Here is a 21,995-nt window from a genome sequence, read left to right as displayed (position 1 = left end):
GTGACTCGCTGTCCCCTGGCTGCCATAAGGACAATGTCTGACGCATTGGGAAATATCATGCCAAATGAGGTAAATGAGTAGATTATTATTTTTGTTATCCCGCTTTGCTTGAAATTTTAATCGTTTAATCCCCTTTAGTGTACTACGTTCAATAGTATCACTCTGATGAGGAGAGCGGATGAAACGACTATCTCTCTTGATGTTTACAAGCCTGACATTAGCGGGATGTGGGGCGAATAATACGCCACCGAAAACTCCCGTTCCTGGTGAAAAAACCTCTGCCCAAATGCGTACCCTTGAAACCGGGGCGCAACTGATTCAGTCCCGTCCGCCAGTCGACGCGATCAGCGCCTACCTTGACGGGTTCCATTTCTATAATGGCGATAAAAATGGTCAGATGGAAGCCCATCACTATGTGACAGTGCTTAACGATGATGTCATGCAGGCAGTGATTTATGACAGTAACACCAAAGATGCCCGGCTGATGGGCGTTGAGTACATCATTAGCGAACGTTTATTTAAAACCCTGCCGCCAGAGGAAAAAAAGCTCTGGCATAGCCACCAGTATGAAGTGAAATCCGGAAGTCTCATTGCCTCTGGTTTACCCGCAGTGGCGGATAAGTCCCTGATGAAAAAGATTGTTAACACGTACGGGAAGACATGGCATACCTGGCATACCGATCGTGATAAGACCTTGCCGCTGGGTATTCCGGCGCTAATGATGGGGTTTACCGGGGAAGGGCAGCTTGATCCCGCGCTACTGGCAGACAGAGATCGTCGGTTTAACGTGCATACGCAGGCCATCAAAGGTGAGCGTGAAGATTTGGTGGCCCATCCTGTTGTTGATGGCGCTAACGCATGGCAACGCGGCGAGGTGATTCAACTCAAGCGGACAACCGGGGGCGGTGAGCATGCACACGGCGAAACCGCCCATTTTGGCTCATCCGAGCAAACCCGGCAGGCAAAGTGACGGCGATCCGGAGGCCTGATGAAAATTCACCACCTCAACTGTGGTTGTATGTGCCCGTTTGGCGGCGCGTTCTATGATGGATTCAGTAAAGGGCTCCATGCCCATCTGGTCTGCCACTGTCTGCTGATTGAAACAGACAGGGACGGGCTGATTCTGGTTGATACGGGGTTTGGTCGTGACGACTTGCGCCACCCCGGCCAGCGTCTGTCGGGCTTTTTCCGCTTCTTAAATAATATTCAACGGCGACAGGAACTGACGGCGCTTGCACGCATAGAAGCGCTCGGTTTCAGCGCGGCGGATGTCCGGCATATTATTTTGACTCATCTGGATTTTGACCATGCGGGGGGACTTACCGATTTCCCTCGTGCCCGCATACATTTGCTACAACAAGAGATTGATACCGCGCAGCAGCGGCATAGCTGGCTTGCGCGTGAACGTTATCGGCCCGGACAGTGGGGCGGTACTTCCGGCTGGGTTGGTTATCAGCCAAAAGGGGAAAACTGGTATGGCTTTGAGGCGGTTACCGCGCTTGAAGGTTTGCCGCCAGATATCCTGCTGGTCCCGCTGGCGGGCCATACGCTGGGGCACGCGGGAATTGCCATCAGCCAGCCGCAAGGGTGGCTGCTGCATGGCGGCGACGCATGGTTTTATCGTGGCGAAATGCGCCAGCCAACGCGCCACTGTACACCGGGGCTGCGTTTTTATCAGTGGATGATGGCAATGGATAATGGCGCCAGACGTCATAACCAGCAGCGGCTTCGGGCGCTTTCCTGTCGACATGGCGAGGAAATTTCTTTTTTCTGCAGCCATGATGCACAGGAGTTGCGGATGTTCGCTGCGCCCGAATAAGAGCGTCGGTGTTGTCGCGACCCCGCTCGGGTCGCGATATCTGGCAGGAAAGGAGAGGTTAAATCAGGTTGAAACGCTTATCCGGTACAGGCAATGGAGGAAGTGGGCTTTGCCCGGTGATATCCATCAGATTGCGCTCGATCGAGGTACAGATAGCGTTCAGCGCCAGGTTATTAGGATGCGTGCCAAACGGATGCTCCATCTCTTCAGCAATAGAATCCCATGACAGGAAAGCGTAAGAGATAAACGCTGAAACAAACGGCGTCATCAGGTGCAGGTCGGACACCAGCGCCAGCGGCAGAAGTGTACAGAACAGGTAGACCGTGCGCTGCAAAATTAACGCGTAAGCAAAGGGGACCGGCGTGTTAGCGATACGCTCACAGCCACCCAGGCAACGCGACAGTTCGTTAAGATTCTCATCAATGTTCTGCCAGACAAAATCGTTGATTTTGCCTTCCCGGCGTAAGCTGGCGTACTCCTTGCCAATAAAAATCAGGATGCGATTACAGGCCGAGGTACTTTTCATCACCTCAGCCGCCGCGTCCGCAGGCAGTAAACGTTGCATATCCCGCGTGGCATCTTGTTGGCGAAGCTGGTGGTTCAGGCACCAGCTGAACGCGGTCAGGTAATGGGAAAGCTTTTGCTGGATGTCAGTATCGTCAGGCAACGCGCTGACGGTTTGTCGCATCAGACTGCGGGTGGTGATTGTCACCGACCCCCAGAGCATTCTTGCTTCGGTGTAGCGGCTGTAACTGGCGTTGTTGCGAAAACCAAGGAAGATGGCGATGGCGATACCCAGCAGGCTAAACGGGGCAACGGTCAGGTGAATATTGAGCTTTTCGTAGTACGGCCAGGCAATGATCGCCACGACAGACATGAACAGGTTCAGTCCAAGCCGGAAGATAATCATGGACAGAACGGAGCCATGCCAGTTAAAGAGCCGGACAAACCAGCTCTGGGGTGGACGTATGATCATACGGATTCCTTGACGGTCTTTTGTTTTATTTTTTGCAGGTGGCCGGGGGAAATCCGGCGCAGGAATTGTAGCCTGATCGGATTTTCCCGCAAGCGGTACGGCCGGTATGCCGCAGAGCTGATGCGATGCGAAGAGAGGAGGGAGAAATGAGGCCCCGGCGCTGCCTCAACCAGGCATTACTCCCCCGCAGACCGGGGCGATAAGTTATGCTCTCAGGTCAGGGCTGTCGGAATCTGTAGCCTATGCCACGAACGTTCAACAATACTTCTGTGATGCCAGCGGATTCGAGTTTCTTACGCAGATTATAGATATGAGTGTCCACGACACGTTCAAGAGCATCGCTTTGCGGAAGGCACTGTTCGAGTAATGAAAGGCGCGACCAGGCGCGAACGGGTGAGCGCATGAGCAGGGTTAATAATGAAAATTCGGTGGGTGTCAGTTCAAGCAAAATCGGTTTTTGATGTTCAACCGTTACCGTAGCGGTCATTGCGGTGGTATCGACTTCCAGACCTTGCCAGCGCAGGATCTCTTGCGATTGAGCCTGATGCTGACAGCGTCTCAATACTGCCTGGACCCGCACAACCACCTCTTTGGGATCGTAGGGTTTGACGATGTAATCATCCGCACCGTAGCGTAGCGCGCCAATTTTATCGGGAAGATCGCCCATGGCCGAAATCATAATCACCGGCGTAAGCCCGTCGCGACGCACTGCTGCCAGCACCTCGCTGCCGTTCATCGACGGCAGCATGATATCAAGCAAAATAAGGTCCGGTTTCCACTGCCGCGCCATCTCAAGCCCGATACGTCCGTCGCCGCAAATGGCAATGTCGAAATTTTCCCGCTTAAGGTAGGCCTCAAGAACGCCTGCCGCATCGGCATCATCTTCAATAATCAGCACCCGACGTTGATTCATCGCCTCTTCCTGTTGCCCGGAACATATTAAGCAGGATGATACCCTGGGTAACGGCTTTGCGATATCAGAGGCGCCAGTGGTTTACTCAACGGAAATCCTTGAGTTTTTTCAATTGTCGGCCCAGACCGTCGAAATTATTCTCCCTCAGCCAGGCTTTAATCGGGATCTCTAAATCGTGCCATTCACTGGCGATGATTGAGAACAGAGCGAGATCTTCCGAATGGCCTTTGGTCACTTTTTTGTCCCGCAACACCCCTTCTTTGCGAAAGCCGATGCGCTCAGCGGCTTTGATCGCGCCGTCATTAAAAATGTTTGTCCGCCATTCGCATCGACGGTAGTGGAGCGCGTCGATAAAATAAGACAACACTAAATAGATCGCTTCGGTGCTGATCCGTGTCTTTTTTAACGCTGGCGTCCAGTTGATATCCGTAAGCTCGAACGTGCCGTGTACAGGGTTAATCCTTGTGATGCAAAAAATACCTTTTACGGTGCCGTCATTTTTATCAATAACCGACATGTGCATACCATTTTTGGCGGCGATAAGCGCGCGAAAATAGTTATAACATTCCTCTTTTGTGGCTGGGCGTTTTCCCGGTAAATAGGTCCAGTCCCGGTCATCGTCAATACTTTGCCATGCATGAAATAAATCTTCTGCATGATCGACGGACAGTGGCGTAACCATACAGTAATTTCCGCTAAGGGAGAATTTTTCAGGGGTGCTTCTGGCCGTCCAGTCTTGCATTTCCTGCCCCAGACACTGGCCGTAGCTGTTTCTGTATTGCATAATGCTCCCCCTTAAATGAATGTAATTCTTACTGAATTAAAGGCCATTTCATCGTAATACTAATTATATCGGGAGTTTCTTACAGATAATACGATCATGATCGTATTTCCCGGTGCTGGAATAATTTCACGACGCAGCAATTTATTATTATGTTCCGGTTCATTCACGCCATCCGGTATTTTTTTAACTATAAGAAAAACAACAGACAATAGAAATTTGGAGATTTGTACGGATAAATATTCTCCTTTAAATCGGTTTTATCACAATTAATGCGTCAGTGTAGTGCCTGTTAACAATGTCGAAAGGGGAGATAAAAGTCTGATCTCAGCGGCTTTCACCGCCGGGATTGAAGAGAGGTATTACTGGCTGGTTAAATTCTGGCATTCCGCGGCGGCATACTGTGCAGCGCTGAGCGGCACATTATCCAGCGCCTTTTTAATGGCAGAAGAGGAGGAGAACTGGCTTACTGCGTCCCTTTGCATAATTTCGAAACTTTTTTGAATATTCGCGGTGATATCGTCGCAATTTGCCCCCTGGTTGAGGCCGCCAATCACAACGTTATTGAGGCGTTCGGACATTTCGGCCCCCATTTTCTGGCCCATTTTGGCCGGGTCCGCTTTGCCTTCTTCCGGCATGGCGCCGGTAAGCAGCGCAGATTTATACAGCGCCTGGCCCAGGGTGACTTTCGCTGCCGCGACCGTCTCTTCGTTCGATGTTGATGCCAGCGCGGATGTTGACGCTGCAAGCAAAAATAAGGTGCTAATGACTGCCAGTCTCATTGAGGAGCTCTTTGTTTATTACAGGTATCACCCAATTAGCCCTGTGCCGGAAAAGGCGGCAACTGGCGGAATGTGTTGACCAGACCTTCCGACCAGGCTTTGCGGATACCGGTAAAATAGGGATCGTTTTCCGTGATGCGCCGCTGTTCGCTGGCATCATAGGTATTCGCGCGATAAATCATGACATCCAGCGGCATACCGACGGAGAGATTACTGCGTAACGTCGAATCGATGGAGATCAAGGCGCAGCACATAGCGTGCTCCAGAGGGGTATCGACCGTCAACACCCTGTCGATAATCGGCTTGCCGTATTTGCTCTCGCCAATCTGAAAGTAGGGGGTGTCATTCGTCGCTTCAATGAAATTGCCTTCGGGATAGATATGAAACAGACGCGGGACCTCATTGCCAATCTGCCCGCCGAGCAGCATATTGCAGCCAAAAATAGTGCTGCTGTTTTGCTGCGCCGCGCTGTCGCGGTGAATCACTTCGCGCACCGTCTCCCCGACCAGCGTGGCGGCGTCATACATCGTCCCCATCTGCATTAGGTTTGGCGTATGCTGGCCTTGTATCCGTTCGTTAAGCAGGCTGACAATGCTCTGTGTTGTGGCCAGGTTCCCCGCAGACTGGATCACCAGCACCCGTTCCCCCTCCTTGCTGAATACATGGAGTTTTTTAAACGTTGCGATGTGATCGACTCCCGCATTGGTGCGGGAGTCGGAAGCAAAAACCAGCCCGTCGGAAAGACGCATGGCCACACAGTAAGTCATTAAAATACCTTTATTGATTCATTGTTGCTGCTGGATCTGTTGTTGTCGCTCAAACAGGCTTACCTCAGCAGCGGAAAACATCTCTTCACAGCCGCCGCCAAAACGGCTACCCCGCACCGGGCAGGCATCCAGATAATCCATCCCGATCGCCAGGCGAAGATGCTGGTTCAGGTCGCGCGTATTATTAGTGATATCGAAATTCTGCCAGCGTCCATCAAGCCAGGCCTCTGCCCAGGCATGCATCGCCACATGCTCGGTATCCTTGCTATAAACATAACCGCTCACGTAACGCGCCGGAATGCGCAGGCTACGGCAACAGGCCAAAAATACGTGGGTATGATCCTGGCACACCCCTTTTCCTTTGGCAAAAGCGACGGCGGCAGTGTCATGTACCTGGGTGGCGCCAGGCGTATACGGCATTTTCAGGCGTAATTCCGCCATCAACTCTTCCAGGCTGCCAGGTGCATCTTCTTCCCGGTAATAACGCCGGGCAAATTCGCGAATCGGCGTGTCCGGGTCGGTTAACGGGGTCGTGCGCAGGAACACCAGTGGAGAGAGCGATTCGCTGGTCTCTTCCTCTTCTTCTGCATTATCGGCGATCTCAACCACACCTTGAGCATGAATGATTATCTCTTGATGAGGGTGATCCAGGGTTAAGACATGCATCAGATTACCGTACGCATCGGTTGTCGCTACCGCCGAGGCGGGCAGCAGCAGATTCCATTCCTTAATATACTGGCGGCCGGAGGTTTGCGGCGTCAGACGCAGATACTGCGTGCTGAATTTCACCTCTTCATCATAGTGATAATGCGTCAGGTGATTAATGGTTAGTTTCATAACGCCTCCAGATAGGTCTGGCGGATACTATCGGCCAGTTCGTTGATTTTGGTGAGAAAACGGTTTAACCACTCCTGAAGGTCGTCGGCCAGCGCATCATCAAGCGAGCCGAAACGCAGCTCCACATGCAACTGGTGGGCAAGACGCAACGGAACGCGTGCCCGCTCGCTGCCAATCATCTCCAGCTGCTGTACCAGGTCGCCGACGCAGGCATGCAGCGAGCGCGGCACGTCATTGCGAAACACCAGTAATTCGGTGACGGTTTCCCGGCTGATCGGCTGGCGATAAATGCTGTGGTAGGCCTCGCGGGCGCTCACCGCACGCAACAGTGTGTCGAGGCGGTAATATTCGCGTACCGGATCCGGATCGTTACTGAGTTGCTGATCTTTTAACGCCAGCAACTGCGCGGTGGCAAACGCGCATTCAATCAGCGTGCCGATACGGATAAAGTATTGGGCGTCGTTACGCAGCAGTGTGCCGAACATGGCGCCACGGAACAGATGCGCGCGCTCTTTCACCCAGTCGAAAAAGGCGTCGATACCAATCTTATCCACCCCCGTCTGGCGCAGATTGCGGATATCGATACGGGTGGTATTGATGCACTCCCACACCTCGGATGAAAGACTACCGCGAACGGCATGGGCGTTATTCCAGGCCATTTCAATACAACTATAGATACTGCTCGGGTTCTGCCCATCAAGGGCAAAGAAATTCAGCAGGTTATTCATACTGAACCGGGCATAACGCTCCTGAAACAGTTCATGCCCGAATGTCAGATTAAGCGGCAGGGCTAAATCATGTTGTTGCTGGCTGTGGCGCGGCATCATTGATAATTTGTAGGTCACATCAAGGACGCGGGCAAAGCTCTCTGCCCGTTCCAGGTAACGGGCCATCCAGTACAGTTCACTGGCGGTGCGGCTTAACATTATTCATCCTCCTCCATTACCCAGGTGTCTTTTGTGCCACCCCCTTGCGAGGAGTTCACCACCAGCGATCCTTCGGTCAGCGCCACGCGGGTCAGCCCGCCTGGCACCAGCCTTATCTCTTCGCCGTAGAGCGCAAACGGGCGCAGGTCAATGTGGCGCGGGGCCAGCCCTTCCTCGACAAAAGTCGGGCAGGTGGAGAGCGCCAGGGTGTTTTGCGCAATGTAATTACCGGGGTTTGCCAGCAGGCGCTGACGGAAGGCATCAATTTGCGCCCGGGTCGAGCGGGGACCGACCAGCATGCCGTAGCCGCCCGCGCCGTGGACCTCTTTCACCACCATCTCATCCAGATGGGCCAGTACGTAACTCAAATCTTCGGCTTTACGGCACTGCCAGGTGGGAATATTGCCGAGGATAGGCTCCTCAGAAAGATAAAAACGGATCATATCCGGCACGTACGGGTAGATGGATTTGTCATCTGCCACGCCGGTGCCAATCGCATTGGCCAGCACCACGCCACCTGAACGATAGACCGACAACAGCCCCGGTACACCCAGCATAGAGTCCGAACGAAACGCCAGCGGGTCGAGGAAGGCATCGTCAATACGGCGATAGATAACATCGACCCGGCACGGGCCTTCGGTGGTGCGCATATAGACACTGCCCTCTTTGACGAACAGGTCGGCGCTTTCTACCAGCTCCACCCCCATCTGCTGAGCAAGAAAACTGTGTTCAAAATAGGCGCTGTTAAAGCGTCCGGGCGTCAGCACTACTACACAGGGGTCATCAACATAAGTGCTTTCACGCAGGGTTTGTAGCAGGTAACTGGGGTAGCGCTCGACCGGTGCGATATGCGAACTGGCGAACAGATCCGGGTAGAGGCGCATCATCATCTTGCGGTTTTCCAGCATATAAGAGACGCCGGATGGGGTGCGCAGATTATCTTCCAGCACATAGTATCCGCCGTCACTGTCGCGGACCATATCGATGCCGGTGATATGGGCATAGATATTATTATGCAGATCGACGCCCTGCATACAGGGTTGATATTGTTCGTTGGCGAGCACTTGCTCACGGGGGACAATACCGGCATTGAGAATATGCTGGTGGTGGTAGATATCGTATAAGAAGGCGTTGAGCGCTTTTACCCGCTGGCGTATGCCTGCGTCAAGCATCCGCCATTCGTGGGCCGGAATGATGCGCGGCACGCTGTCGAATGGAATTAAACGCTCTGTTCCTCCCTCTTCACCGTAAACATTAAACGTAATGCCGACGCGGTGAAACAGCAGTTCTGCCTGCTCTTTCTTCTGGTGAATGGCATGCTGGTCAGTCTGCTGTAACCAGTGCCACCAGGCGTCATAATGCTGGCGTTGCCGACCTTCTGCGGTGAGCATTTCATCGTAGTAAGGCGCGCTCGGAAGCGTCATTTTTATCATTGTCATCCCCTGCATTCCGCTTGATGAAGATAAAGGTAAAATGCAGAAAACATGCCAGCGCACCAAAAGCGCGGCTTATCACGCAATAGCGAGGCGAGGTGCACCTTTATGAGGAGCGGCCGGCGTAAAAACGCACCACGATGACGTTCAGGCGGCAGAAAAAGAGGGAAGTTGGTGCAAGTGTAAAGATGGCTGCACCAGCCGGAAAAGCGGTAATAGCTGTTCGCCTGTCCCTTTTAAAAGGGTAAACTAAATGCGTCTTTGAAGGGGGCCATGATGACGGGAAAACGCATTAGCCGTGAAAAACTGACCATTCGCCATATGATTGCGCTTTACCGGCAGCACTGTCCGCAGGCTGTGGCGGATGAAGCGCACTATCAGGCGTTGAATGATTTCGCGGATAAGCGGCTGGATAAATGTATATTTGGTGAAGAAAAACCAGCCTGTAAACAATGCCCTGTGCACTGCTACCCGCCTGCCAGACGTGAAGAGATGAAACAGATTATGCGTTGGGCAGGGCCGAGGATGCTGTGGCGACACCCTGTTTTGACCCTCCGCCATCTGATGGATGACAAACGTCCTGTTCCCGAACTGCCGGAAAAATACCGCCCTAAAAAATAACGCCGTGGCGGGCACGGCGTTACGTTTCCTCAGGCCCGGGTGGCAATAAGAATGGATGATGCTTTAATCAGGGCAATGACGCGTTTCCCCGGTGCAAGTTGTAGCGCTTCGCAGCTTTCGTTGGTCACCACCGCCACTATTTCAAAACCGGCGTCAGTGGCGACATGTACGGTCGCGTTTATGGCCCCTTCGGTCACGACGCTTACCGCACCGGCAAACTGATTGCGCGCAGAGAATTTCAGCCCGCACTCTTCGGTTGCAAGCGTAACCCACGGCGCTTTGATCAGCGCGATAGCTTCTGTACCTGGGGTCAATCCCAGTGCTTCCTTACTGCTGGATGTGACGATAGCGACAAGCTTCGCGCCGCCGGCGAGGGTTAATTCCACTTCATCGTTAACGGCACCGTGCGCAGTTGCGCTGACTTTACCGACGAGTTGGTTACGAGCTGAAACGGCCATGTTGCCTCCGGGGTGATGAGAAAGAGTCAGTTATCTCAGGTCATTGCCTGTTGATCCATACCCATTTTCTTATCATGGGTATAGATGTGCAGACCAATGCTGGCAACATGGCGTTTTCACGCAGACAAAACGTCAGCAAATCCGGGGCAGGGGCTCGGCGTGAGGTAAGTCGAGAATGCGTTTCACGCCATATAAGCCTGCCAGTCGCACCCCTTTACGCTCTACCACTTCACCGATGATCGCGGCATCCTGGCCCAGCGGGTGAGCGCGTAACTGAGCAAGCACCCGCTCGGCCGACTGGCGCTGTACGGCAATTACCAGTTTGCCTTCATTGGCGAAATTCAGCGCTTCCAGCCCCAGGAGCTCGCACACGCCGCGCACGGCGGTTTTCACCGGCAGGTCGCGTTCGTTAAGTTCGATACCATAACCGCAGGCGGCGGCGAATTCATGCACCACGGCATTGACGCCGCCGCGCGTCGCATCACGCAACGCTTTCACGCCAGGAATATCACGCAACTGCTGAATCAACGGGGTTAACACCGCGCAGTCGCTGGTCAGTTCTCCGTCCAGCCCCAGTTGTTCGCGCAAATTGAGGATGGTCGCTCCGTGATCGCCAAGCGTGCCGCTGACCAGCAGCACGTCCCCGGCTTCAAGGGTGCTGGCGCCCCAGCGAATATTGGCTGGAATGGCGCCAATACCTGCCGTATTGATAAACAGCTTATCTGCCGCCCCGCGCTGTACCACCTTGGTATCACCGGTAACAATGGCGATATCCGCACGGCGGGCCGTTTCCGCCATGCTGGTGACCACGGCTTTCAGGGTCTCCATCGGCAGACCTTCTTCGAGAATAAAACCGCAGGAGAGATAGCGGGGAATCGCGCCGCTTACCGCAACATCGTTCGCCGTGCCGCAAACAGAGAGTTTGCCGATATCGCCTCCCGGGAAGAACAGCGGGTCGATAACGTAGCTGTCAGTGGAAAAGGCCAGTCGATCACCGCTGGCGGCGAGGGTCGCAAGATCGAGACGTGCCTGATCTTCCTGTTCACTGAGCCACGGATTAGCGAAGGCGTCGATAAAAAGCTGGCTGATGAGCTGTTGCATCGCCTGACCGCCGCTGCCGTGCGCCAGTTGGACTTCATTCATACTTCGCACTCCTGAGCACGATATTGATACCAGGCGGCGCAGGCGCCCTCAGAGGAGACCATCAGTGCGCCAAACGCGGTTTGTGGATTGCAGGTATTGCCAAATAGCGGACACTGATGGGGCTTACATTTGCCGGTCAGTACCTCGCCGCAGCGTGCGCGCGGGTCGTCACAGGCTTGTTGGGGGACAGGGTTAAAATGGGCTTCGGCATCAAAGCGCTGGTAGGGCGCGGTTAAGCGCACACCGGAATCGCCAATTATCCCCAGCCCGCGCCACTCGCTGTCGCCCTGCACCGCAAACACCTCGCTAATGGCCTGCTGCGCCAGACGATTGCCTTCGTCCGGCACCACGCGACGGTACTGGTTTTCTACCTGATGACGGGCGCTGATTTTCTGCTCCACCAGCATTAATACGCCTTGCAGCAGATCCAGGGGTTCAAACCCAGCGACCACCAGCGGTCGCTGGAATTCCCCGGCGATAAAACCATAGGCATCGGTGCCGATTACCATGCTGACATGGCCGGGCGCAAGAAACGCGTCGATACCGTTATCCGGTTCTTCCAGCAGGCTGCGCAGGGTCGGAATGATGGTGATGTGCTGGCAGAAAAAGAAAAAGTTACTCACATCCTGCAATTTTGCCTGTTGCAGTGTGATGGCGGTGGCGGGCATCGTAGTTTCAAAGCCAAGGCCAAAAAAGACCACTTTGCGCTGTGGATTCTGCTTCGCCAGGCTCAGCGCATCCAGCGGGGAATAGACGATACGCACATCCGCCCCACGCGCTTTCGCCTGTAACAGAGAACCGTTTTTTCCTGGTACACGCATCGCATCACCGAAGGTGCAGAAGATCACCTCAGGATGGCTGGCGATCTCCACGCACGTATCAATGCGTCCCATCGGCAGGACACACACCGGGCAGCCCGGCCCGTGGATAAACTCGATATTATCCGGCAATAACTGGTCGAGACCGAACTTAAAGATGGCATGGGTATGGCCGCCACAAACCTCCATTACGCGTAGAGGGCGCTGCGCGGTATATGTGAGCAGTGCGGCACGCTCACTCAGATGCGCGATAAGCTGCATAACCTGCTCCGGCGCGCGGTATTCATCCACAAAACGCATTATCCCTCCTCACCAAACAGCAGCGCGCCCACATCTGGCTCGACGTCGTACATATTTTGCAGGGCCGCCAGCGTTTCGCGGGCCTCTTCTTCGTTTATCACGCTCATGGCGAAGCCCACGTGCACCAGCACCCATTGTCCCAGGCGAGAATGCCCCGTTTCATCCGTACTGCCCACCAGCGTTAAGTCGACGTCGCGCTGAATACCACAGACATCGACTTTCGCCTGATTGCCATCAATGGCGCTAATTTGTCCCGGAACGCCTATGCACATCGTTGGGTCTCCAGCCAGTCCAGCCATCTGTCCATGCCTTCACCGCTGGTGGCCGAAACCAGGAAAATTTCAATCGACGGGTTCACTTCACGGGCATACGCGAGGCATTTCTCTACATCAAATTTGAGGTAAGGCAGCAGGTCGATTTTATTGAGAAGCATGATGGAGGCCGCAGCAAACATATGTGGATATTTCAGCGGCTTGTCTTCGCCTTCGGTCACCGACAGCACGGCGACTTTGTGACGTTCGCCAAGATCAAAACTGGCCGGGCAAACCAGGTTGCCGACGTTTTCGATAAACAGAATGCCATTGTCCGCCAGCGGCAGACGAGGTGCGGCGTCGGCAATCATTTGCGCATCCAGATGACACCCCTTGCCGGTGTTCACCTGAATCGCCGGGGTTCCGGTCTCGCGGATACGCGCGGCATCGTTAACGGTTTGCTGATCCCCTTCGATAACCGCACAGGGCACGCGGGTGTTCAGACGGGTCAGGGTTTCGGTCAGCAGGGTGGTTTTACCGGAACCGGGGCTGGAGACCAGGTTCAGCACCAGCTGGTGTCTGGCGGCGAAGCGGGCGCGGTTATGCGCGGCGATGCGATTGTTTTTATCTAACACATCGATTTCCACTTCCAGCATCCGCCGCTGGCTCATGCCCGGCGCGTGGGTTCCGGCTGCGCCGTGGCCGTAATGTAAATCACCATTTTCTGCCGCCGTCGGGCTGAAATTGTCGGTCTTGACGCCTGTGATTTTCATTGCCGGACGGGCAGCGGGAGCAAATGGCGCGCTGCGAAACGCGGAATGGGGATTATGCTCGTCGCCCTCGATATAGAGGTTACCTTCCTGACAACCACATGTCGTACACATTGCTCACTCCTCGATTTCCAGCCGCTGAATCTGCATGCCGTCGTCGGCGACGATTTGCAAATTGTCACTGCTGCATTGCGGGCAGCGACGCACGTGCTGGCTTAGTAAGGTCACGTATTGCTGGCAGCTTTCGCACCAACATTCCGCCTGTTGTTCTTCGATGTGCAGTGTACAGCCCTCTGCCAGGGTGCCACGGCAGACCAGATCAAAACAAAACGTCAATGCGGCAGGTTCCACACAGGAAAATGCGCCAACTTTGATCCAGACCTCAGTTACGCGTCGGGCGGCGTGCTGTTTCGCCTGTTGTTCAATAATTTCCAGCGCACGCTGGCACAGGGTAATTTCATGCATACAGCCTCCTCATTAATCAGGCGCGTGTTGCAATAACAATGCCAGGGTTCTTCGCTTTATTGCGGCAAGGATCAAGGCGTTAATACCTTGTTTTCCGGCAAAATGGCCGCCGCTGATGGTTCCTGACATTTCATTGATGACGAAAATGACGATCGCGAATTTACCGAACGTCAAAAATGACCAGGCGACAATTTATTTACCGGGAAATACCACCAGTGGGTGGCGAGGAGAGAAGGTGACGGACGTATTGCTCTGTGTGGGTAACAGCATGATGGGTGACGATGGCGCAGGCCCGCTGCTGGCGGAGATGTGCACGGCGAATCCAACCGGAAACTGGCAGGTGATTGATGGTGGTAGCGCACCCGAAAACGACGTGGTGGCGATCCGCGAACTTCGCCCCGACAGGCTTTTGATTGTCGATGCGACAGATATGGGGCTGAACCCTGGTGAAATTCGTATTGTCGATCCGGACGATATTGCCGAGATGTTCCTGATGACTACCCATAACATGCCGCTCAATTATCTGATTGATCAGTTAAAAGAGGATGTGGGCGAGGTGATTTTTCTGGGCATTCAGCCGGATATCGTCGGCTTTTATTACCCGATGACGCCCCCGGTGAAAGAGGCGGTGGAGACGATCTATGCGCGCCTGGCCACCTGGCAGGGTAACGGTGGATTTGCGCTGCTGGAGGCGGGGGAAGAGGAGTAGTTGACCGTCCCGGATGGCGGCGCAAGCGCCTCATCCGGGCTGTGAGCAAGCGGCGAACTCTCCCCTGCGGTGAAAACCCCGGCGATTAAGCCAAATCTTCTCCGTTGCTGGCAATCACCTTCTTATACCACCAGAACGATTTTTTGCGCTTGCGCTCCAGCGTACCGTTACCCGCGTCATCCCGGTCGACATAGATAAACCCGTAGCGCTTGCTCATCTCACCGGTGGATGCCGCCACCAGATCGATACAGCCCCAGGTGGTGTAACCCATTACCGGAATACCGTCGGCAATGGCATCGCCCATGGCGCGGATATGCTCGCGCAGATAGCTGATACGGTAATCGTCTTCGATTTCACCCTGGGCATTAAATTCATCTTTCGCACCCAGCCCGTTCTCCACTAAAAACAGCGGCTTCTGATAGCGATCGTACATCATATTCATAGTGATGCGCAGGCCAAGCGGGTCTATCCCCCAACCCCATTCGCTTACCTGGATATGCGGGTTACGCAGAGATTTCACGATGTTGGCCGCCGAGGTATTTTGCGCGTTCATTTCGGCTGAGGCACAGCGCGAGGCGTAATAGCTGAACGACACAAAATCGACGGTATTTCTCAGGATCTCGTCGTCGCCCGCTTCTTTCTTGATGGTGACGCCTTTTTCGCGGAACACTCGGGCCGCGTAGGCCGGATAGCTACCGCGCGCCTGAACATCAATAAAGAACAGGTTTTCCCGGTCTTTTTCCAGCGCCGTCCACACATCTTCTGGCTTGCAGGAGTACGGATAGAAATTGCCGCCTGCCAGCATACAGCCCACCTGATTCTCCGGGTTCACTTCATGGGCGATTTTGGTCGCCAGTGCGCTGGCAATCAGTTCGTGGTGCGCCGCCTGGTATTTCACCTGATCCTGATTTTCGCCCTCTTCAAACACCAGCCCGGCACCGGAATAGGGGCTGTGCAGCATAATGTTGATTTCATTAAAGGTCAGCCAGTATTTCACCAGACCGTCAAAGGCCTCAAAACAGGTGCGGGCGTAGCGGGTGAAAAATTCCACCATCTTGCGGTTACGCCAGGAGCCATATTCGGTGACCAGATGCATCGGCACATCAAAGTGGCACAGTGTCACCAGCGGTTCGATGCCATACTTTTTGCACTCTGCGAACATGTCGCGATAAAACGCGATACCCTCGGCGTTCGGCGTCAGCTCGTCACCCTGCGGGTAGAGGCGGCTCCATGCAATAGAGGTGCGAAAAACGGTGAAGCCCATCTCTGCCATCAGCGCGATATCTTCCTTGTAACGATGGTAGAAATCGATCGCCTGATGGCTGGGGTAGTATTCGTCTTCACGCAGGGTGAAACGTTTTTCCAGGCCGAGTTTCACCGGCAGACGGTTCGCGCCGTGAGGAATAGTATCGACGGTGGTTAACCCTTTACCGCCTTCCAGATACGCCCCTTCGGCCTGGTTGGCGGCAATGGCGCCGCCCCATAAAAATCCTTTCGGAAATACAGACATGCGTTACCTCGCTTATTGAGCCCGGGCTTCATGAACAACGGCTGTTTTTGCCGCCTGCGGTTTCTGCGCCTCTGCTTCTACCGGAATATCTTCAAAACCGAGAAGCAGCGTCAGAATAAAGGAGAGCACCACCGCCAGCGCCATCACGCCAAACACCCAGACAATGGTCATTGGATTCGCCGGATCGAAGAACTGTACGCTGGTGAACAGACCCGGCGCCGCCATTGAGTGGCTGGCAAGCCCGGCAATTCCCGCTACGGCACCGCAGATAAAGCCGCTTATCAGGCTTGCAATCAGCGGGCGTTTCAGGCGAACGGCCACGCCGTACAGCGCGGGTTCAGAGATACCGGCCAGGATAGCAGAAGCCGCGGCCGCAAGGGCAGTCTGGCGCAGTTCCGGGTTTTTGGTTTTCCACGCCACCGCCAGCGATGAGCCGCCAAGCGACAGGTTGGCGCCAATTTCTGACGGCATCACCATGCCCTCTTTGCCGGTTTCGGCAATGGTCTGAATAATCGTTGGGGTAAACACGCGGTGCATCCCGGTCATTACCAGCAGCGGCCACAGGGCACCCATAATGGCAACGGACAGCCAGCCCAGATAGCCATGAATGGTGTATACCAGCGCAGAGATGGCGCTACCGATCCAGATCCCCAACGGACCAATCAGCACGATGGCCAGCGGCGCGGCAATCAGCACAATCAGCATCGGTTTAAGGAAGTTTTTCGTCACCGCCGGGGTAATTTTGTCCACCCAACGTTCGATCCAGGACAGAAACCAGGTCATCACCAGCGCGGGGATAACGGTGTAGGTGTATTTCACCGCCGTCACCGGAACCAGCGCGAATTCCACATGTTCACCCTGGGCGGCTTTCGCCATCAGGTCGATAAAGCTCGGATGTACCAGCACGCCTGCAATGGCAATCGCCAGCGACATATTGGTTTTAAACTTCACGGCGGCGGACGCGGCTACCATCAGCGGCAGGAAGAAGAACGCGCCGTCGCCAATCACCGTCAGAATGGTCAGTGTTGAAGAGCCTTTTGGCAGCAGGCCGGACATTTCCAGCACCATCGCCAGCAGTTTGACCATTGAGCCGCCGATGATCGCCGGGATCAGCGGTGACATCGTGCCGATCAGCGCGTCGAGAATACCTGCGCCAATACGCTTAAGCGTCAGCTTCTGTTTACCGACCGGTTGGGCAGGCTGCATATCACCGGGCAGCAATGCCACCACTTCACGGTAGGCATGCGACACCGTATTGCCGATGATCACCTGGCACTGGCTGTCGTTGCGTACCACGCCCATAACGCCGCTAATGCCTTTCAGCGTCGCACTGTCAATTTTGGCGTCGTCTTTCACCACGAAGCGCAGACGCGTCATGCAATGGGTGACGGCAGCGATGTTATCAACACCGCCCAGTGCGTTCACCACCGAGCCGGCAAGCGCCGCATAATTCTTCGACATCGGGTTATATCCTGTTTTATCAATAGAGTACGGCTTCATTACCCGACTTGAGACGGATAATGAAACATCAGATAGGAAACCGGTTCCACAAAAGCATGATGAGTTTCATGTTTCCAGACAAGATCAAAAATTCATCTTTATTTAGTTTTGTGATGACGATCGCTTAATATTTTTTGACCCGTTTTATCCCGTTGCGACATTCTTGAAAGGGTGAAGTACACTGCATGGCATCGAAATCAAACGGATAAGCAACATGACCACAATGCTTGAGGTGGCAAAGCGGGCAGGAGTGTCAAAGGCGACAGTCTCCCGTGTGCTATCGGGCAACGGCTACGTCAGCCAGGAGACCAAAGACCGGGTGTTTCAGGCGATTGAAGAGAGCGGGTATCGCCCAAACTTACTGGCGCGCAGTCTGGCGACGAACAAAACGCAAACGCTGGGGCTGGTGGTGACCAACACGTTGTATCACGGCGTCTATTTTAGCGAGCTGCTGTTTCATGCCGCGCGGATGACAGAAGATCAGGGGCGGCGTTTAATTCTGGCAGACGGTAAACACAGTGCGGAAGAAGAGCGTGAAGCGATTCAATATCTGCTCGATTTAAAATGCGATGCGATCATTATTTATCCGCGTTTTTTAAGTGTCGATGAAATGGATACCATCGTTAAAAGCCACAGCCAGCCAATTATGGTGCTTAATCGTCGTTTACGTAAAAACAGCAGCCACTGTGTCTGGTGTGACCAAAAAACCTCAAGCTTTAACGCAGTGGCGACATTAATTGCCATGGGCCATCGGGATATTGCGTTTATTACCGGCTCACTGGATTCTCCGACCGGTATTGAACGACTTTCTGGCTATAAAGATGCTCTGGCGCAGCACGGCATTACGTTACGTAACGACTTAATTGTGCAAGGAAAGTGGTCGCCGGAAAGCGGGGCAGCAGGTGTTGAAACGCTGCTGGCGAAGGGCGTCAGTTTTAGTGCGCTGGTGGCGAGCAACGATGATATGGCCATTGGCGCCATGAAGAGACTGGATGAGCGGGGAATAGCCGTACCCACTCAGGTTTCGGTTATTGGTTTTGATGACATTGCTATTGCCCCGTATGTGATTCCCGCCCTTTCCAGCGTTAAAATTCCGGTCACAGAGATGATTAAAGAAACCATCGAACGATTAATTTTTATGCTTGATGGCGGTGAGTTTAATTACCACCAGCCCTTCCTCGGCGAATTAATGTTACGTGATTCACTTATTCCCGGCCCCACGCGTTAACCTCGTCAGCTGTCATCGTCACTTCTGTCGATGACAGTATCTTATCTAAGAAAAACGCATAAATAACAATTACATAATAACTGGCATGAAACGTGTATATCCGGCGTGATGAAACTCATTGCTGGAGAAGACGATGAACCGTTTTATTATGGCGGATGCCAGTAAATGTATTGGCTGTCGCACCTGTGAAGTTGCCTGCGTTGTCTCACATCAGGAACAACAGGACTGTGCCGCCCTTACCCCTGAAACCTTTTTACCCCGCATTCATGTTATCAAAGGCGTCAACGTATCGACGGCAACCCTCTGCCGCCAGTGCGAAGACGCACCCTGCGCCAATGTCTGTCCGAATGGCGCTATCAGCCGCGACAAAGGGTTTGTCCATGTCATGCAGGAACGCTGCATTGGTTGCAAAACCTGCGTGGTGGCCTGCCCCTATGGTGCCATGGAGGTTGTGGTGCGCCCGGTGGTTCGCCATAACGGCATCGGCCTCAAGATGTCAGGGCAGAAGGCCGAAGCCAACAAATGCGATTTATGCTACCAGCGCGAAAGTGGCCCGGCCTGTATTTCGGTATGTCCGACTAAAGCGCTGTTCTGCGTTGACCGGGAAGTACTTGAACACATGAGCGAAGAGAAACGTCGTCGCACTGCGCTGGAAAGCGCCGTGTCACTGGGTTTTTAAAAATACCCGTCATTCTTCAGGTTGCATGTACGTTGGCTGCGTTCGCTCACCCGAATCACTTGACTCTGGCAAGCTCATCGGGATTCGTTCACTTGCCGCCTCCCTGTAACCCGAATTATTCAGGGTAAAACTTTCACTTTTAACAGGTCTGTTACTGATGAAAAAAATCACGAGCGTATGTCCCTATTGCGGCGCTGGCTGCAAACTGAAACTGGTTGTGGATAATGGCAAAATTATCCGCGCCGAAGCGGCGGACGGGGAAACCAACCAGAACGAACTCTGCCTGAAAGGCTACTACGGCTGGGATTTTCTTAACGATACGAAACTGCTGACGCCTCGCCTGACACAGCCGATGATCCGCTATGAACGTGGCGGTAAACTCACCCCGGTGAGCTGGCAGGAGGCCATCCGTTATACGGCGAAACGGCTTAGCGACATCAAAGCCAGGTTTGGCTCCCGCGCTATTATGACCACCGGTTCATCTCGTGGTACCGGCAATGAGACCAACTACGTGATGCAGAAATTTGCCCGTGGGGTCTTACATACCAATAATGTCGACTGCTGCGCACGTGTTTGTCACGGTCCTTCCGTTGCCGGGTTACAGCAAACCCTGGGCAACGGCGCAATGAGTAACTCCATCGGTGATATCGAAAACTCCCGCTGCCTGCTTGTCTTTGGCTACAACTGTGCCGATTCCCACCCGATTGTGGCAAGAAGGGTGGTCAAAGCAAAACAGAACGGGGCGAAGATTATCGTCTGCGATCCGCGCCGCATCGAAACCGCACGCATTGCCGACCAGCATTTACAGCTCAAAAACGGCTGCAATATGGCGCTGGTGAACGCCTTTGGTTATGTTCTGCTGGAAGAAAAGCTCTACGATCAGCGCTACGTCACGAACTTCACCACCGGGCTGGATGCCTATCGTGAAATCGTAAAAGACTATGCGCCGGAAGCGGTTGAACATCTCACGGGCGTACCGGCCCACCAGGTGCGCGAAGCAATGCGTACTTACGCCGCCGCGCCGACGGCCACCATCATGTGGGGGATGGGCGTGACGCAATTTGGTCAGGCGGTGGATGTGGTGAAAGGGCTCTCAAGCCTCGCGCTGCTGACCGGCAACCTTGGGCGTGAGAACGTCGGCGTAGGCCCGGTGCGTGGACAGAATAATGTGCAGGGCGCCTGCGACATGGGGGTGATTCCGAACCAGTTCCCGGGCTACCAGGATGTGGTTGATCCGAATGTCCGCGCCAAATTTGCTAAAGCCTGGGGTATCGATCCGGCGGTCATGGATGACAAAGTCGGCGTGCGTATCACCGAGGTGCCGCATCTGGCGCTGGAAGGCAAGGTCAAAGCCTATTACATCATGGGTGAAGATCCGTTGCAGACCGAAGCCGATCTCAGCCTGGTGCGCAAAGGCTTTGAGGCGCTGGATTTTGTGGTCGTGCAGGACATCTTTATGACCAAAACCGCCGAACAGGCGGATGTGCTGCTGCCTGCCACCTCATGGGGCGAGCACGGTGGCGTCTTTACCTGCGCGGATCGCGGATTCCAGCGTTTTGAAAAAGCCATCGAACCGCAATATGACGTCAAGCGTGACTGGGAAATTATCAGCCTTATCGCCACGGAAATGGGCTACCCGATGCATTACGACAATAACCAGCAAATCTGGGACGAAATGCGCGAACTTTGCCCGCTGTTCTACGGCGTAACCTATGAAAAAATGGGTGATATGGGGCACGTTCAATGGCCTTGTCCGACCCTGGATCATCCGGGAACGCGTTATCTGTATAAAGACAACAAGTTCGATACTCCGGACGGGAAAGGTCTGCTGTTTGCAGCGCCATGGCGTGCCCCTGCCGAAGTGCCGGACGCGGCGTTCCCGCTGGTGCTCAGCACCGTGCGCGAAGTGGGTCATTACTCCTGTCGCTCAATGACCGGTAACTGTGCGGCATTGCAAACGCTCGCGGATGAACCGGGTTTTGTGCAGATAAATCCGCACGATGCCGCGCGGTTGGGGATTAACAACCGGCAACTGGTGTGGGTGGAGTCGCGCAGGGGGAAAGTTATCAGCCGTGCCGATGTGAATGAACGTGTTAATACCGGCTGCGTGTACATGACTTATCAGTGGTGGATTGGCGCGTGTAATGAGCTGACGCAGGATAACCTTGATCCCATCTCTAAAACACCGGAAACCAAATATTGCGCGGTGCGGGTGAGTGCGATCAACGATCAGGCCTGGGCTGAGGAGTACACTCAGTCAACCTACCAGCAGATGAAGACTCGCTTGCGGCATGCAGCGTTGCAATAAA

At 54.1% G+C, this 21,995-nt stretch carries 23 protein-coding genes; 7 read left to right on the top strand and 16 right to left on the bottom strand.

Annotated elements, in window-relative coordinates; genetic code table 11:
- Positions 1 to 178 precede the first annotated feature (178 nt).
- Both AAIG39_RS20530 and AAIG39_RS20525 read left to right on the top strand, forming a co-directional pair.
- Entirely contained in the window at positions 179 to 970 is a 792-nt protein-coding gene (locus AAIG39_RS20530; RefSeq protein ID WP_343194601.1) for an OBAP family protein, read from the top strand.
- An 18-nt stretch (positions 971 to 988) separates the two neighbouring features.
- On the top strand, positions 989 to 1,819 hold the full coding sequence (locus tag AAIG39_RS20525) for an MBL fold metallo-hydrolase (RefSeq protein WP_343194600.1): 831 nt from the start codon (positions 989 to 991) through the stop codon (positions 1,817 to 1,819).
- Between the two features lie 58 nt (positions 1,820 to 1,877).
- On the opposite strand, the gene AAIG39_RS20520 is transcribed toward AAIG39_RS20525, so the two are convergent.
- The 8 genes from AAIG39_RS20520 to AAIG39_RS20485 form a co-directional block, all read right to left on the bottom strand.
- Positions 1,878 to 2,795 (bottom strand): bestrophin family protein, encoded by a 918-nt coding sequence (locus AAIG39_RS20520; RefSeq protein ID WP_343194599.1) that lies wholly within the window; start codon positions 2,793 to 2,795, stop codon positions 1,878 to 1,880.
- 217 nt (positions 2,796 to 3,012) lie between these two features.
- Positions 3,013 to 3,708, bottom strand: a complete 696-nt coding sequence (locus tag AAIG39_RS20515; protein ID WP_090088306.1) for a response regulator — start codon at positions 3,706 to 3,708, stop codon at positions 3,013 to 3,015.
- An 85-nt stretch (positions 3,709 to 3,793) separates the two neighbouring features.
- A complete protein-coding gene (locus tag AAIG39_RS20510) occupies positions 3,794 to 4,492 on the bottom strand; it encodes a GNAT family N-acetyltransferase (protein ID WP_090088308.1) in 699 nt (232 codons plus the stop codon).
- 359 nt (positions 4,493 to 4,851) lie between these two features.
- The gene (locus AAIG39_RS20505; protein ID WP_090088310.1) at positions 4,852 to 5,271 is read right to left on the bottom strand and encodes a hypothetical protein; all 420 of its coding nucleotides are present in this window, start codon (positions 5,269 to 5,271) and stop codon (positions 4,852 to 4,854) included.
- Positions 5,272 to 5,306: 35 nt separating this feature from the next.
- Positions 5,307 to 6,038, bottom strand: a complete 732-nt coding sequence (locus tag AAIG39_RS20500; protein ID WP_090088312.1) for a proteasome-type protease — start codon at positions 6,036 to 6,038, stop codon at positions 5,307 to 5,309.
- Between the two features lie 18 nt (positions 6,039 to 6,056).
- Complete coding sequence (locus AAIG39_RS20495) at positions 6,057 to 6,875, bottom strand: transglutaminase family protein (protein WP_090088314.1); 819 nt, start codon at positions 6,873 to 6,875, stop codon at positions 6,057 to 6,059.
- Positions 6,872 to 7,801, bottom strand: coding sequence for an alpha-E domain-containing protein (locus tag AAIG39_RS20490; protein WP_343194598.1), 930 nt, complete (start codon positions 7,799 to 7,801; stop codon positions 6,872 to 6,874). Before AAIG39_RS20490 ends, AAIG39_RS20495 begins: the two co-directional genes overlap by 4 nt.
- Positions 7,801 to 9,234 (bottom strand): circularly permuted type 2 ATP-grasp protein, encoded by a 1,434-nt coding sequence (locus tag AAIG39_RS20485; protein WP_090088318.1) that lies wholly within the window; start codon positions 9,232 to 9,234, stop codon positions 7,801 to 7,803. The genes AAIG39_RS20490 and AAIG39_RS20485 overlap by 1 nt, the downstream gene beginning before the upstream one ends.
- Before the next feature lie 276 nt (positions 9,235 to 9,510).
- Here AAIG39_RS20485 and AAIG39_RS20480 point away from each other — a divergent pair, with 276 nt between their 5' ends.
- Positions 9,511 to 9,855, top strand: coding sequence for a nitrous oxide-stimulated promoter family protein (locus AAIG39_RS20480; RefSeq protein ID WP_090088320.1), 345 nt, complete (start codon positions 9,511 to 9,513; stop codon positions 9,853 to 9,855).
- A 29-nt stretch (positions 9,856 to 9,884) separates the two neighbouring features.
- Here AAIG39_RS20480 and AAIG39_RS20475 read toward each other — a convergent pair whose 3' ends face one another.
- The 6 genes from AAIG39_RS20475 to hypA form a co-directional block, all read right to left on the bottom strand.
- On the bottom strand, positions 9,885 to 10,313 hold the full coding sequence (locus AAIG39_RS20475; RefSeq protein ID WP_090088323.1) for a TOBE domain-containing protein: 429 nt from the start codon (positions 10,311 to 10,313) through the stop codon (positions 9,885 to 9,887).
- Positions 10,314 to 10,445: 132 nt separating this feature from the next.
- Entirely contained in the window at positions 10,446 to 11,456 is a 1,011-nt protein-coding gene (gene hypE / locus AAIG39_RS20470; protein WP_343194597.1) for a hydrogenase expression/formation protein HypE, read from the bottom strand.
- Entirely contained in the window at positions 11,453 to 12,574 is a 1,122-nt protein-coding gene (hypD, locus tag AAIG39_RS20465; protein WP_249572759.1) for a hydrogenase formation protein HypD, read from the bottom strand. Before hypD ends, hypE begins: the two co-directional genes overlap by 4 nt.
- Positions 12,574 to 12,846, bottom strand: coding sequence for a HypC/HybG/HupF family hydrogenase formation chaperone (locus AAIG39_RS20460; protein WP_090088330.1), 273 nt, complete (start codon positions 12,844 to 12,846; stop codon positions 12,574 to 12,576). The genes hypD and AAIG39_RS20460 overlap by 1 nt, the downstream gene beginning before the upstream one ends.
- On the bottom strand, positions 12,837 to 13,709 hold the full coding sequence (gene hypB / locus AAIG39_RS20455; protein WP_343194596.1) for a hydrogenase nickel incorporation protein HypB: 873 nt from the start codon (positions 13,707 to 13,709) through the stop codon (positions 12,837 to 12,839). Before hypB ends, AAIG39_RS20460 begins: the two co-directional genes overlap by 10 nt.
- Positions 13,710 to 13,712: 3 nt before the next feature.
- Entirely contained in the window at positions 13,713 to 14,060 is a 348-nt protein-coding gene (hypA, locus tag AAIG39_RS20450; RefSeq protein WP_090088334.1) for a hydrogenase maturation nickel metallochaperone HypA, read from the bottom strand.
- A gap of 235 nt (positions 14,061 to 14,295) precedes the next feature.
- Here hypA and hycI point away from each other — a divergent pair, with 235 nt between their 5' ends.
- Positions 14,296 to 14,769: a hydrogenase maturation peptidase HycI gene (gene hycI / locus AAIG39_RS20445; RefSeq protein ID WP_090088382.1), complete on the top strand. Its 474-nt coding sequence runs from the start codon at positions 14,296 to 14,298 to the stop codon at positions 14,767 to 14,769.
- Between the two features lie 85 nt (positions 14,770 to 14,854).
- Here the strand turns inward: hycI and AAIG39_RS20440 are convergent, their stop codons facing one another.
- Both AAIG39_RS20440 and ascF read right to left on the bottom strand, forming a co-directional pair.
- On the bottom strand, positions 14,855 to 16,279 hold the full coding sequence (locus AAIG39_RS20440; RefSeq protein WP_249572757.1) for a 6-phospho-beta-glucosidase: 1,425 nt from the start codon (positions 16,277 to 16,279) through the stop codon (positions 14,855 to 14,857).
- 12 nt (positions 16,280 to 16,291) lie between these two features.
- On the bottom strand, positions 16,292 to 17,740 hold the full coding sequence (ascF, locus tag AAIG39_RS20435) for a PTS cellobiose/arbutin/salicin transporter subunit IIBC (protein ID WP_343194595.1): 1,449 nt from the start codon (positions 17,738 to 17,740) through the stop codon (positions 16,292 to 16,294).
- A gap of 253 nt (positions 17,741 to 17,993) precedes the next feature.
- On the opposite strand from ascF, the gene AAIG39_RS20430 reads away from it, so the two are divergent.
- The 3 genes from AAIG39_RS20430 to fdhF all read left to right on the top strand — a co-directional run bounded on the left by AAIG39_RS20430 (position 17,994) and on the right by fdhF (position 21,994).
- A complete protein-coding gene (locus AAIG39_RS20430) occupies positions 17,994 to 19,007 on the top strand; it encodes a LacI family DNA-binding transcriptional regulator (protein ID WP_343194594.1) in 1,014 nt (337 codons plus the stop codon).
- 133 nt (positions 19,008 to 19,140) lie between these two features.
- A complete protein-coding gene (gene hydN, locus AAIG39_RS20425) occupies positions 19,141 to 19,686 on the top strand; it encodes an electron transport protein HydN (RefSeq protein WP_343194593.1) in 546 nt (181 codons plus the stop codon).
- Between the two features lie 157 nt (positions 19,687 to 19,843).
- A complete protein-coding gene (gene fdhF / locus AAIG39_RS20420; protein ID WP_343194592.1) occupies positions 19,844 to 21,994 on the top strand; it encodes a formate dehydrogenase subunit alpha in 2,151 nt (716 codons plus the stop codon).
- Position 21,995: the final 1 nt, after the last annotated feature.

This window comes from Phytobacter palmae, assembly GCF_039409775.1.
In the GTDB taxonomy this organism is placed as follows: domain Bacteria; phylum Pseudomonadota; class Gammaproteobacteria; order Enterobacterales; family Enterobacteriaceae; genus Phytobacter; species Phytobacter palmae.
Note: the sequence above shows the minus strand (reverse complement) of the source record. Positions and strands in the feature narration are given on the sequence as shown.

Coding starts and splice junctions, on each gene's coding strand:
- AAIG39_RS20430 (WP_343194594.1), top strand. CDS start 17,994: ATGACCACAATGCTTGAGGTGGCAAAGCGGGCAGGAGTGTCAAAGGCG.
- AAIG39_RS20490 (WP_343194598.1), bottom strand. CDS start 7,801: ATGTTAAGCCGCACCGCCAGTGAACTGTACTGGATGGCCCGTTACCTG.
- AAIG39_RS20505 (WP_090088310.1), bottom strand. CDS start 5,271: ATGAGACTGGCAGTCATTAGCACCTTATTTTTGCTTGCAGCGTCAACA.
- hypD (WP_249572759.1), bottom strand. CDS start 12,574: ATGCGTTTTGTGGATGAATACCGCGCGCCGGAGCAGGTTATGCAGCTT.
- AAIG39_RS20520 (WP_343194599.1), bottom strand. CDS start 2,795: ATGATCATACGTCCACCCCAGAGCTGGTTTGTCCGGCTCTTTAACTGG.
- AAIG39_RS20440 (WP_249572757.1), bottom strand. CDS start 16,279: ATGTCTGTATTTCCGAAAGGATTTTTATGGGGCGGCGCCATTGCCGCC.
- AAIG39_RS20475 (WP_090088323.1), bottom strand. CDS start 10,313: ATGGCCGTTTCAGCTCGTAACCAACTCGTCGGTAAAGTCAGCGCAACT.
- AAIG39_RS20495 (WP_090088314.1), bottom strand. CDS start 6,875: ATGAAACTAACCATTAATCACCTGACGCATTATCACTATGATGAAGAG.
- AAIG39_RS20530 (WP_343194601.1), top strand. CDS start 179: ATGAAACGACTATCTCTCTTGATGTTTACAAGCCTGACATTAGCGGGA.
- AAIG39_RS20480 (WP_090088320.1), top strand. CDS start 9,511: ATGACGGGAAAACGCATTAGCCGTGAAAAACTGACCATTCGCCATATG.
- hypE (WP_343194597.1), bottom strand. CDS start 11,456: ATGAATGAAGTCCAACTGGCGCACGGCAGCGGCGGTCAGGCGATGCAA.
- AAIG39_RS20525 (WP_343194600.1), top strand. CDS start 989: ATGAAAATTCACCACCTCAACTGTGGTTGTATGTGCCCGTTTGGCGGC.
- hydN (WP_343194593.1), top strand. CDS start 19,141: ATGAACCGTTTTATTATGGCGGATGCCAGTAAATGTATTGGCTGTCGC.
- AAIG39_RS20460 (WP_090088330.1), bottom strand. CDS start 12,846: ATGTGCATAGGCGTTCCGGGACAAATTAGCGCCATTGATGGCAATCAG.
- hypB (WP_343194596.1), bottom strand. CDS start 13,709: ATGTGTACGACATGTGGTTGTCAGGAAGGTAACCTCTATATCGAGGGC.
- fdhF (WP_343194592.1), top strand. CDS start 19,844: ATGAAAAAAATCACGAGCGTATGTCCCTATTGCGGCGCTGGCTGCAAA.
- AAIG39_RS20510 (WP_090088308.1), bottom strand. CDS start 4,492: ATGCAATACAGAAACAGCTACGGCCAGTGTCTGGGGCAGGAAATGCAA.
- AAIG39_RS20515 (WP_090088306.1), bottom strand. CDS start 3,708: ATGAATCAACGTCGGGTGCTGATTATTGAAGATGATGCCGATGCGGCA.
- AAIG39_RS20500 (WP_090088312.1), bottom strand. CDS start 6,038: ATGACTTACTGTGTGGCCATGCGTCTTTCCGACGGGCTGGTTTTTGCT.
- ascF (WP_343194595.1), bottom strand. CDS start 17,740: ATGTCGAAGAATTATGCGGCGCTTGCCGGCTCGGTGGTGAACGCACTG.
- hypA (WP_090088334.1), bottom strand. CDS start 14,060: ATGCATGAAATTACCCTGTGCCAGCGTGCGCTGGAAATTATTGAACAA.
- AAIG39_RS20485 (WP_090088318.1), bottom strand. CDS start 9,234: ATGATAAAAATGACGCTTCCGAGCGCGCCTTACTACGATGAAATGCTC.